Source organism: Pseudarthrobacter oxydans, from assembly GCF_013314975.1.
GTDB lineage: Bacteria > Actinomycetota > Actinomycetes > Actinomycetales > Micrococcaceae > Arthrobacter > Arthrobacter oxydans.
Genome location: NZ_JABTYH010000027.1, coordinates 58,631 through 69,143, shown reverse-complemented (window position 1 = coordinate 69,143; position 10,513 = coordinate 58,631). Strand labels below are relative to the sequence as shown.

At 67.5% G+C, this 10,513-nt stretch carries 13 protein-coding genes; 7 read left to right on the top strand and 6 right to left on the bottom strand.

The genetic code is table 11. From position 1 onward, the window contains the following. Both HTS88_RS16355 and HTS88_RS16350 read right to left on the bottom strand, forming a co-directional pair. Positions 1–298: IPT/TIG domain-containing protein (locus tag HTS88_RS16355; protein ID WP_174180192.1), on the bottom strand; the 298-nt coding region annotated here is incomplete at its 3' end. 147 nt (positions 299–445) lie between these two features. Then, the gene (locus HTS88_RS16350; protein WP_174180190.1) at positions 446–1,456 is read right to left on the bottom strand and encodes a LacI family DNA-binding transcriptional regulator; all 1,011 of its coding nucleotides are present in this window, start codon (positions 1,454–1,456) and stop codon (positions 446–448) included. 106 nt (positions 1,457–1,562) lie between these two features. Between HTS88_RS16350 and HTS88_RS16345 the strand changes: the two genes are divergently transcribed. The 3 genes from HTS88_RS16345 to HTS88_RS16335 all read left to right on the top strand — a co-directional run bounded on the left by HTS88_RS16345 (position 1,563) and on the right by HTS88_RS16335 (position 3,830). Beyond that, positions 1,563–2,684: a Gfo/Idh/MocA family oxidoreductase gene (locus HTS88_RS16345; RefSeq protein ID WP_174180189.1), complete on the top strand. Its 1,122-nt coding sequence runs from the start codon at positions 1,563–1,565 to the stop codon at positions 2,682–2,684. Then, entirely contained in the window at positions 2,681–3,472 is a 792-nt protein-coding gene (locus HTS88_RS16340) for a TIM barrel protein (protein ID WP_174180188.1), read from the top strand. Before HTS88_RS16345 ends, HTS88_RS16340 begins: the two co-directional genes overlap by 4 nt. Before the next feature lie 121 nt (positions 3,473–3,593). After that, complete coding sequence (locus HTS88_RS16335; RefSeq protein WP_174180187.1) at positions 3,594–3,830, top strand: hypothetical protein; 237 nt, start codon at positions 3,594–3,596, stop codon at positions 3,828–3,830. A 63-nt stretch (positions 3,831–3,893) separates the two neighbouring features. Here HTS88_RS16335 and HTS88_RS16330 read toward each other — a convergent pair whose 3' ends face one another. Both HTS88_RS16330 and HTS88_RS16325 read right to left on the bottom strand, forming a co-directional pair. Next, positions 3,894–5,558 carry a sensor histidine kinase gene (locus tag HTS88_RS16330; protein ID WP_174180186.1) on the bottom strand — a complete coding sequence of 555 codons (1,665 nt, stop codon included), beginning with the start codon at positions 5,556–5,558 and terminating at the stop codon, positions 3,894–3,896. A 43-nt stretch (positions 5,559–5,601) separates the two neighbouring features. Beyond that, positions 5,602–6,366: an SDR family oxidoreductase gene (locus tag HTS88_RS16325; RefSeq protein WP_174180185.1), complete on the bottom strand. Its 765-nt coding sequence runs from the start codon at positions 6,364–6,366 to the stop codon at positions 5,602–5,604. Positions 6,367–6,894: 528 nt separating this feature from the next. Here HTS88_RS16325 and HTS88_RS16320 point away from each other — a divergent pair. The 4 genes from HTS88_RS16320 to HTS88_RS16305 all read left to right on the top strand — a co-directional run bounded on the left by HTS88_RS16320 (position 6,895) and on the right by HTS88_RS16305 (position 9,052). Next, positions 6,895–7,098: a helix-turn-helix transcriptional regulator gene (locus HTS88_RS16320; RefSeq protein ID WP_174180184.1), complete on the top strand. Its 204-nt coding sequence runs from the start codon at positions 6,895–6,897 to the stop codon at positions 7,096–7,098. Beyond that, complete coding sequence (locus tag HTS88_RS16315; RefSeq protein WP_174180182.1) at positions 7,091–8,281, top strand: type II toxin-antitoxin system HipA family toxin; 1,191 nt, start codon at positions 7,091–7,093, stop codon at positions 8,279–8,281. Before HTS88_RS16320 ends, HTS88_RS16315 begins: the two co-directional genes overlap by 8 nt. A gap of 70 nt (positions 8,282–8,351) precedes the next feature. Next, on the top strand, positions 8,352–8,831 hold the full coding sequence (locus HTS88_RS16310; RefSeq protein ID WP_174180180.1) for a DUF2975 domain-containing protein: 480 nt from the start codon (positions 8,352–8,354) through the stop codon (positions 8,829–8,831). Continuing rightward, the gene (locus tag HTS88_RS16305) at positions 8,831–9,052 is read left to right on the top strand and encodes a helix-turn-helix domain-containing protein (protein ID WP_174180178.1); all 222 of its coding nucleotides are present in this window, start codon (positions 8,831–8,833) and stop codon (positions 9,050–9,052) included. The genes HTS88_RS16310 and HTS88_RS16305 overlap by 1 nt, the downstream gene beginning before the upstream one ends. A 316-nt stretch (positions 9,053–9,368) precedes the next feature. Here HTS88_RS16305 and HTS88_RS16300 read toward each other — a convergent pair whose 3' ends face one another. Together HTS88_RS16300 and HTS88_RS16295 are read right to left on the bottom strand one after the other, a co-directional pair. Continuing rightward, a complete protein-coding gene (locus tag HTS88_RS16300; RefSeq protein ID WP_174180176.1) occupies positions 9,369–10,097 on the bottom strand; it encodes a cation efflux transmembrane domain-containing protein in 729 nt (242 codons plus the stop codon). Further along, positions 10,094–10,420, bottom strand: coding sequence for an ArsR/SmtB family transcription factor (locus HTS88_RS16295; RefSeq protein ID WP_174180174.1), 327 nt, complete (start codon positions 10,418–10,420; stop codon positions 10,094–10,096). The genes HTS88_RS16300 and HTS88_RS16295 overlap by 4 nt, the downstream gene beginning before the upstream one ends. Positions 10,421–10,513: the final 93 nt, after the last annotated feature.

Sequence of the window (10,513 nt, the reverse complement as noted above, 5' to 3'; positions counted from 1 at the left end):
CGGTCGCCGTTGCGGCCCGGACGGTGACGGTGGGCTCGGCTGATTCGGGCATCACCAGGTCGGCCGTGAAGTAGCCGGAGGCGCTGGTTTTGAAGGGGGCGTTGGCGGTTCCCGCGGTGACCGTCCCCGAGGTCTTCTTGGGGAACCCGGTTCCGGTGATGGTCACGGAGGTGCCGGCAGGGCCGGTGTTGGGGCTGAGGGTGATGGCGGCCGTCGCGGCGTGCGCCGGGGCCGCGCCGGCGGGAATCGCCCAGGCGAGCAGCACGGCGAAACACAGGATGTATCTGAACAGCTTCACTGGACCTCCAGGTGGTGTGCCGCCGCACCCTGGGTGGAAGGGCGGCGGCGGGGACGGCGCACGAAGAAGGAGGTGACCGGAGTGACCCCCTTTTCCAGTCTGAAGGCCGCCCGGGCGGCGCAGTGGAGATTCCGGCTCAGGATCAGCCTAGTTTTGGTCCACTTTTTGCGCACCGGCGTGTCCCGTGGTCTTGCGGAGGACCAGGTGGGGCGTCCGGACAACGCGGCCCGGTGGCAGCGTCCCTTCCACCCGGTCCACGGCGCGGTCCACGGCTGCCGCCGCAAGGAGCGGGGCGTCCTGGCTAATGGAGGAAAGCTGGACGTAGCTCAGCCTGGCGAAGTGGCTGTCGTCGTAGCCGAGCACGGAAATGTCCGCCGGGATGCTGATGCCGGCAGCCCGGAAGCTCTCCATGATTCCGAGGGCCGATCTGTCATTGAAGGCGATCACGGCCGTGGGCAGGTCCGCCTGGAGGGCCTGCCCCGCCCGCATGCCGGTTTCTTCATCCGGGCCCCCGGGAACAACCACGGGCACCAGCCCGTGCCGGAGCATCTCCGCGCGATACGCCTCCCGGCGCTGGTCCGAGGAGACGGCTGTGCCGCCGTCCACGTGGGCGATTTGGCGGTGGCCCAGGCTGGCCAGGTGCTCCACGGCTATGCGGATGCCGGCGTAATCGTCACTGCTGACCGAATCCACCAGGCCGCCCACATCCTCGCGCAGGAGGCTCACCACCGGCACCCGGCGGGCATGCAGTGCCAGTTCCTCGGTGCTGAGGGTCGGGGCGATGATGATCAGGGCTTCGGCGCCAACGTCCAGCAGCGTCTCGATGGCGCGGGCCTCGGGCCTGCCGGCGGCCACGGCGCTCAGAGCTATCTCATAACCCCTGGCCGAGGCTTCGGCGTATGCGGCATCCACGATTTCCGCATGGAACGGCTGTGAACTGGAGAAGATGAGGCCCAGGAGCCTGGTCCGGCTGCTCCGGAGGAGCCGCGCCCGGGAGTCTGCCCGGTAGCCCAGTTCCCGGGCCGCCTCCAGAACTTTTTGCCGGGTTGATTCCGCGGCGCCGGGAGCACCCCGCATCACGATGGACACCAGGGCACGTGAAACACCGGCCGCCTTGGCGACGTCCATCAGGGTGGGGCGGCGCTGCAGTTCCGTCATATCTCCTCCTGGGAGTAACAGTCTATAGAACGATCTAGACCTGGCGTGCACCGCGTGTCATCATGGTTCGACTAGAACGATCTAGACGACGATGTCAGGAGTAATTATGGGTTACCTTCAGCACCCGGTCAGCGAAGACCGTCCGGTCCGCATCGGCTTGATCGGCGCCGGCTGGATTGGAAGTTTCCATGCCGAGTCCGTAGCGCTGCGCATCCCCAACGCCCGGCTGGAGGCAATTGCTGATCCGGCCCTGCCCGCTGTTGAGGCCCTGGCCGGCCGGCTGGGTGTTGCCAAGATCAGTACGGACCCGGCGGATGTGCTCGAAGATCCCGACGTCGATGCTGTCCTGATTGCCGCGCCGGCCCGTTTTCATTCCGGGCTCATCGCGGCGGCAGCCCGGGCAGGGAAACACGCCTTCTGCGAAAAGCCGGGCGGCCGCACGGTGGAGGAGCTCGACGAGGCCCTGACTGCAGCCGGGGCCGCGGGCGTCGTGGTCCAGTTCGGTTTCAACCGGCGCTATGCGGACGGCTTCGCCGCGGCCCGCAAGCTGATCGATGACGGCGCCGTGGGAACGCCGCAGCTGCTGCGGTCCTTGACCCGCGATCCGGGTACCGCGGACGGGATCGCCGACCCGGGGCGGATCCCGCCCGGCACGATCTTCCTGGAAACCCTCATCCATGATTTCGACACCCTCAACTGGCTGAACCCGGGCGCAGTTCCGGTCAGCGTCTATGCCGTTGCCGATGCGCTGGTGGCGCCCGGCGCGAAAGAGGGCGGACTGCTGGACACAGCCGTAGTCACCGTGACCTACAGCAACGGGGCCATTGCCGTGGCCGAGGCGAACTTCAATGCGCTGTATGGCTATGACGTGCGGGGGGAAGCTTTCGGCTCCGCGGGGATGGTGACGGCGGGAGGGCCGCAGGAAACCAGCGCCACCAGCTACACCGCTGCCGGCATCGGCTCGGCCACGGTCCGGCGGAACGTGGATCTGTTCCACGACGCCTACACGGCCGAACTCGCCCACTTTGTGAACGCCGTCAAGGCCGGCCGTGACGGCACGGAGGCTCCCGCCGCCCACGCACCCGGTGGCACCGATGCCCGGAACGCCCTGGCGGTGGCCCTTGCCGCCTTCCGTTCGGCTGAAACGGGCCTGCCGGTGGACGTCGCATCCGTTGCCGTCCTCACTCCGGCAGAACCTGCACAGCACCTCGTGGGGAATAACGCATGAGCTTCCGGCTGGCCGTGTGCGCCGAGATGGTCTACGGCGAACTGCCGTTGCTCGAGCGGGTCAGGAGGATCCATGGGCAGGGGTTCGAGGTGGAGCTGTGGGATACCCGGGGCCGGGACATCGCGGCCCTGGCAGCTACAGGAGCACGGTTCTCCTCGATGACCGGCTATTTTGGCGGCAGCCTTACCGATCCCCGCAGCGCCGGCGAGGTGCTGGCGTCTGCGGAGAAGCTGATCCCTGCCGCGCTGGAACTCGGTGTCGAGAGGATGGTGGTGCATCCGGCGGAGCTCGGGGAGGGCGGCCGGGCTGTCCGCCCCGTACACCGGTCAACAGGTGACATGTGGCTGACCGGCCGGAGCACCCTCGAACGCCTGGCAGTCCTGGGCGAAAAGCACGGTGTGGCCTTCGCACTGGAGAACCTGAACACCGTCCTGGACCACCCAGGCATTCCGCTCGCCCGGGCCAAAGACACCATGGCGCTGGTCTCTGCAGTTGACCACCCCAACGCCCGGATGATGCTGGACCTCTACCACGCCCAGATCGGTGAGGGGAACCTGATCGAACTTGTCCGGGCCGCGCTGCCCTGGGTGGGGGAAATCCAGGTGGCCGACGTCCCGGGCCGTTGTGAGCCAGGTACCGGGGAGATCAACTACCGCGCAGTTGCGGGCGCCCTCCGCGAAGCCGGCTACACAGGAGTCGTCGGTCTCGAAGCGTCTGCCGCCGGGGGAGCGGGCCTGGCAGCGGGGGATGCCGCCCTTGCAGCTTTCCGGGCGGCGTTTGAAGGCTAGCCGGGCCTATGGCTGTGATCCCCGCCTTTGCCGCCCGGGAAGGTACACCACCCGCTGACCGCGTACCCAGCGCGCAGGAAACGGGTAAGGAGTATCGGCGCTTCCGGGCCTAAGCTTGATCATGGATGCGATTCCGTCCCTGGTCCTGGTCTTTGGTGTGGCTTTTGTGTGGCTGGGTTTGACGGTGATAGTCCTCCTCAGGTTGCGCCGCCGCCGGAGGGGGTCATCGCTGGTGGCCACCGCTGCCCCTCCCGCCGGCCGCGCCGGCACCCACTCCCGCAAGCACTGGCGGCTGGCCCACCCGCTCACGGGCAGCGCCCCGGCCGGACGGCACAGGGGCGGGAAGGCCCGCGGGTAGCCGTTCCCGGCCTGTCGCCGAACGTCCGGGCGGCCGACGGCGGCACCCGGCACCGGGAGCCTGTTACCGGGCGGCCGCGAGGGAGGGATGGAGGGCATCCGCGTCCGGAAGGGTCAGGACCGCCGTGGTTCCCTTGCCGCGGCTGCTGGACAGGCTGATGGTTCCGCGATGGTTTTCGACGATGGACCGGGTGATGGCCAGCCCCAGGCCCGCACCGGGAATGGCGGAAGAGTGGGCATTGGCCGCCCGGAAGAAACGGGTGAAGGCCTGGGCCAGCTCATCCTCGGTCATGCCGATCCCGGTGTCGGTGACTTCGCACCTGAGGTCTTGTCCTGCGGCGCTGACCCGCACGGTGACAGTTCCGCCTTCCGGCGTGTACTTGATGGCGTTCGACACCAGGTTGTCGATCGCCTGGCCGAGGCGGTCGGGGTCAAACCGTCCTGTGGCCGGACCCGTTGATTCGAGTTCAAGGGTGATGCCGGCGGCCGCGGCGTGCGGCTGTGCAGCGCTGATGCTGGTGGCGGCAACGTCGTTGAGGTCCGCCGGGCGGGGACTGATGGTCAACGATCCGGACGCGATGGTCAGCAGGTCACCCACGAGGGTCAGCAGCCGCCGGGCGTTGCGCTTGGCCACCGTCAGGCACTGTTCCACGCCGGGGTCAAGGCCCTCCTCGTCCAGGGCCAGGTCCAGGTAGCCCAGGATGGACGTCAGCGGCGTCCGCAGCTCGTGGGAGACGCTGGCCAGGAATTCGTCCTTCGCGGAGAGCGCCGTCACCAAGGCGGTGACGTCCGTGAAGGCCAGGACCGCGCCTGAGTTGGCTCCAGCGGATGTCCTGGTGAGACGGCAGGTTACCGAGTAGGCGCGCTGGGTGGTTCCGGTGCCCACCCAGATCAGTTCGTCGGTGAATGATTCACCCCGGGCGGCGCGCGAGCGGGGGTGCCGTTCGGGGGGAAGCCGGTGTTTCCTGTCGACGCCGTAGACGGGAAGATCGGTCACGTTGCCGGGAGTCGGTTCACTGCCGATGGCGTCCGCGAGGCGGCTGCCAAGGTGCCGGTTCACCAGTACGGCCTGGCCTTGGCCGTCGAGGGCGCACACACCCACACTGACAGTGTCCATCACTGTGTTCAGCAGCTGTTCGCGGTCCTCGCTGGCCGCCAGCAGGTCCCGGAGGTCCGCTTCCTGTTGATGCAGCAGGCGCCGCTGCATGGCGAGCCCGTTGGCAACCCCGAACGCGGTCAGTGCGATCGCCCCCAGGATGACCGGCAGGAGCACCACCCGGATGAAGGATGCGCTGGTGAACCCGGTGCCGAGGATTACCGGCGGCACTGCCACGCTGAGGATGGTGGCAAGGACCGCCAGGACAACACCTGTGCGGCGCAGGCCCACAGCCAGCCAGACGACCGGAAAAACGAGCAGGAAGCTCAGGACGGTAAGGTGCTGGCCGCCTGATTCGCGGGACAGCCCGATCGCCAGGCAGTCCAGGAACGGAATCACGAAGACGGCCCGCGGCGGGAGGCGTTGCCAGGGCACTGCGGTGCTGGCCGCGAGCAGCAGCAGATGCGCGGCGAGGCTGAACATGAACGGCCCCGACCACTCGAACCCGGGGTGCAGAAGGGCCACCAGGACCGTGACGAGCAGCACCGTGACCGACAGCGGCAGCTGGAACATCACCGTCCGGCCGCGGGGCCCCAGCTTGCGGAAGTACCGGTCCGTCGATTCGAAAAGCATGGTTCCCCCTTAAACCAGTGTCCAGTCTGTTGCGTGGACCCCGTTACTGATCCCGGCCGCCGTCGCCTTCAGCAGTTTCCAGCCACTCGCTGAACGTCTGGCGTCCGACGGCGGCACCCGCCGCCGGGACCAGCGCACCGCTGCGCATGGCTTTGCCCATGGCGCCGGGCAGCACTGCCTCAAGGATCCTTTTGCGCTGGCCGGTCTTGGCCAGGTAGGCGCGCACCAGGGCTGCGAGTTGTTCGGTCCGGGGCCCGCCCAGGTCCGGGACCCTTCCCCGGGGTCCTGACTCTGCCGCTGTCACCAGGGCCTCAGCCACCTCCCGGGCAGCCACGGGCTGGGTGAACATCCTGGGAACTGTGACCACCGGACCCACTGTCCCGATCTTCACCGCCAGCGGTACGAACTCGTGGAACTGTGTGGAGCGCAGCAGGGTCCAGGGAATGCCGCCGTGCCGGACCTCATCCTCCTGCACCAGCTTCCCCGCGTACAGGCCGGACGTTGAACCGTCGATCCCCACGATGGAGAGCGCCACGTGGTGCTTGACCCCCGCCTGCTTCTCGGCTGCCAGCAGGTTCTGGGTGGCGTTGGTGAAGAAGTCCACAGCCTTTTTGGTGGACGTGGTCTGGATGCCGGAGACGTCAATGACTGCCTCAACGCCCTGGAGGGCCTGGGTGAGGCCGCGGCCGTTCACCAGGTCCACGCCTTCGGCCCGGCTCATGCTGGACACCTCGTGGCCGCGTGCTGTGGCCACCTGCACCACGTGGCGGCCAACAGTACCGGTTCCCCCTGCAACGGCAATCCTCATGCAGCAAATCCTATGCCCGTCAGGGGCCGGTGCGTCAGCGGCTTGGGGGTGCAATGCTTGGCCTCCTTTGAAGGACGGCAGGGGTTCCATGTCCGAAGGCCGCTACTTCTGCCGGTCGGCTGATCGCGCGGACGGTGAGAGAGGAGGGCCGGCGGCTATTTGCGGAACCACGCTGTTCCGCCGCCTCCGCCGCCGGCCCTGGCCTGTTGCCGGGCCCAGACCCCAGCTGCTGCTGCCTTACGCTTCAGGCCCCTCTCCCACCAGTGTGCGGTGGGCGGATCAAGGACCGGCGAGGATTGCCTCAAGATCAACCAAGGACCGGTTCTCTTGCTTGCTAAACCAATCCCTGGGCCCGGTCCTTCGATGTCGATGCTGGGGAAATCTGAAAAATACTTCCGATAAGGGGGCCGGCAGGCTGCCTAGTGGATGCCTGGCCTTTTTTCCGCAATATATTGCGATTTCATGGATGGTGGGGCATTCTCTCCTAGAGGAGCGCAGAAATCAGCAATATCTTGCGGAAAGGGAAAGATGGACGACGTCCAGGCCATTGGAGCCAGTATCCGGCGCGCCCGCAAGGATGCCGGCATTACCCAGGGCACGCTGGCTGACCTGGTGGGCACGTCCTCCCGAACCATCCATGCCATTGAAACGGGGACGGGCAACCCGTCACTGGGTACCGTTGCCGCCGCAGCCAATGCGGTGGGACTGCACCTCAGGGCCGCTGATGACTGAGGACCTGCAGCGCCTGAAGTTCGTCCGCGGCGCAGACGTGTACAAGGCCGGCGTCCTGGCCGGGCACCTCTCCCGCACAGGCCGCGGCAGCGTGGCCTTCTCCTACACTGCCGAATACCTTGCTGCCGGCTCCCGCCCGGTGGCAACAACGCTGCCCCTTGCCGGGGATGCCGTGGAATCCCCCAGTGGTGCGCTGCCGGCCTTCTTCTCCGGGCTCCTGCCGGAGGGGCACAGGCTCACAGTCCTCAAGGACGCCGTGAAGACGAGCCTCGGTGATGAGCTGAGCCTCCTCCTGGCGGTGGGCGCCGACATGCCCGGCGACGTGCAGGTTGTCCCGGCCGGCGAGCCGCTGGTGGAACAGCAGCCCCTGGCGGACACCTCCCGTCCCGAAGACCTGGACTTCTCCTACCTGGCGGACGCGGTGGATCCGCACGGACTGCCGGGCGTGCAGCACAAGGCAAGCGCCTCAATGATGACCACCCCGCTGGCGCTTGCCAACCGCCGCTACCTGCTCAAGCTGGATCCGCCCAGCTACCCGCATCTTGTCCTGAACGAGGCAGCCCATCTCACCGGAGCCAAAGCCCTGAAGATTCCCGTGGCCAGGCACAGCGTGGTCTCGGACAAGCGCGGCACGCCCGGGCTGCTGGTGGAGCGGTTCGACCGTGCCCACTCCGACGGCCTGGTGCGCCTGGCGCTCGAGGACGGAGCGCAGGTGATGAACCTGCCGCCGGCGTCGAAATACGCCGTCACCTCCGAGCAGCTGGTCCTGGCGCTTGCTGATCTGTGCAGGGCAAAGGCCGTGGCCGTGCGGAACCTCTACCTGCAGTTCATCTTTGCCTGGCTCACAGGCAACGGGGACCTGCACGCCAAGAATGCCGCCGTCCTCGCCGGCAGGAACGGAAGCTGGACCGTGGCGCCGATGTACGACATCCCCTGCACCCTGCTCTACGGTGACGACACCATGGCGCTTCCCCTCGGCGGAAAGGTCAAGGGACTCAAGGCCAGGCACTGGCAGGAGTTCGCGGCCGCCGTTGGGCTTCCTCCCCGGGCAGCGGCAGCAGCCAACACCCTGGCCCTCGCCGCGGCCGCGGGCATCCGGCTGGACGCACTGCCCTTCTCGGGATCACCCCTCAACGGCGCGCTGCGGGAGCTCCGGTTCCGCCGGGACCAGATGGCGTCCTGACCCTCTCTGGGCTTGCAACTGATGCCAGCTATCAATTGACTTTCGATAGTTAGTAGCTGAAACTCGATATATGAAAATAACCCGCCTGGCGGTCACCGCCCTCCGGATGGTCCTTGTGGTGGCCTTCCTCCTGCTGCTCCTGTTCCAGGTCATGTCCATCCCCGGGCAGTTCGCGCACATGGCGCAGGAGAATCCGGACCGTGCCAACCTTCAGTGGCCCCTCACCATCTTCTTCATCCTGGAGGTGGCCTGCGTCCAGGTGGTGATCGTGGGCACCTGGAAGCTGCTGACGCTCGTCAAGCGCGACAGGATTTTCAGCAACGGAGCCCTGGTGTGGGTGGATGCCATTGTCTGGGCCATCGCGGCCGGCTGGACGATGCTGGCTGCGCTTTCCGCCGTCGTCGTCCTTAATGCCGACGATCCCGGACTCCCGCTCCTCCTGATCCTGATTCTGGTAGCCGGCGCCGCCCTGGGCCTGGTGGTGGTGGTGCTGCGCGCCCTGCTCCGGCAGGCTGCCGACCTCCGGGCGGACATGGAAGCGGTGATCTGATGCCCATTGTGGTGCGCATCGACGTCGAACTGGCCAGGCAGAAGATGAGCGTGGGGGAGTTCGCCGAACGTGTGGGCCTGACTCCCGCCAACGTGGCCGTGCTGAAAAACGGCCGCGCCAAGGCGGTACGCTTCAGCACCCTCGAGGCCATGTGCCGGGTGCTGGACTGCCAGCCGGGCGACCTGCTCGAGTTCGTGGAGGACGAGCCGCAGGGCCCGTGACCATGCTTTGGTCGGGCGGCCGCCAGGGGGTAGGTAGGGGAGTTGAAACCCTTGACATGGCGGGCGTCCTCGAACCTACTCTGGAAGTGCTCAGGCAGTGGGCTATCCCGGTCCCCAAGGGAGCGACATGGCGCACGACAACACCGAACCCCAGGAAAATACTGAGCCTGCGCAGGAGGGGGAACCCAAGCCGGAGCAGGGGGCGCAGCCTGGGTCTGAGCAAGAGCAGCCGGAAAGTCCTTCCGGCCAATGGGAGGACCCGCCCCGGCTGCCAAGCCCCAGCGGCTTCAACCCGGACTGCTGGCCCAAATACTGATCAGGGTCCGCTGCCTGCCGGCGGCGCGTCAGTGGCGCAGTCCGTGCAGCAGCCGCCGGCAACGGGACTGCCCTCCCGCCCGGCGTCCATGGCGCCCCTGGCCGGAACCGTGCAGCACACATCGCCGCGCCAGGCCTCGATCCCTTCCCGGACGGCGATGGCCGCGATCACCAGCGCGGCGGCAGCGTCTGCCCACCACCAGCCCACCGTGGCGTTCAGCAGCAGGCCGGCCAGGAGCACGGCCGACAGGTAGGTGCAAAGCAGCGTCTGCTTGGAGTCGGCCACCGCCGTTTTGGACCCCAGTTCGCGGCCGGCCCGGCGCTGCAGCCAGGACAGTACCGGCATGATGGCCAGGCTTAATGCTGCAATCACGATGCCCGGCACTGATTGCTCCGCCCCTTCCCCAGCGGCCAGGGACCGGATGGCTTCGGCGGAAACAAAAGCGGCGAGGGCAAAGAAGGACAGGGCGATGATCCGCAGTGTCAGATGCTCGCGCCGTTCCGGATCCTTCGAGGCAAACTGCCAGGACAGCGCGACGGCGGAGGCAACCTCGATCACCGAGTCCAGGCCGAATCCGATCAGTGCAGCCGATCCGGCCACCCCGCCGGCCCAGAGGGCAACCACCGCCTCGATGACGTTGTAGGTGATGGTGGCGGCGGCGAAGAAGCGGATGCGGCGGGAGAGGACGGCGCGGCGTTCCGGGGCCGGCGACATCTGGAGTCCCGTCATGCCTGGCAGGTCCCGTCCGGTGCGCAGCACGCCGGATCGACGGCCAGCACGACACCCAGCAGGTCGCGGATGGCGTGGCCCAGCCGTTCGTCCGCCAGTTCGTACCTGGTCCGCCTGCCGTCCGGTACTGCCGCCACCAGGCCGCAGCCGCGCAAGCATGCCAGGTGGTTGGACATGCTCTGCCGGGACACGCCAAGGGAGTCGGCCAGGTCCGAAGGGTACGCGCCGCCGTTGGCAAGGGCGAGGAGGATCCGGGCGCGGGTCGGGTCCGACACCGCATAACCGAACCGGGCCAGGACCGGAGCATGCGTGAGGGTCTGCATGAACCCCAGAGTACAGCGTCCCCTGTATTCAGGAGAGGCTGTACTCTGCGGACATGGCCCGTACCGGGCTCCCAGCAGACGTGGAGTGAAGCT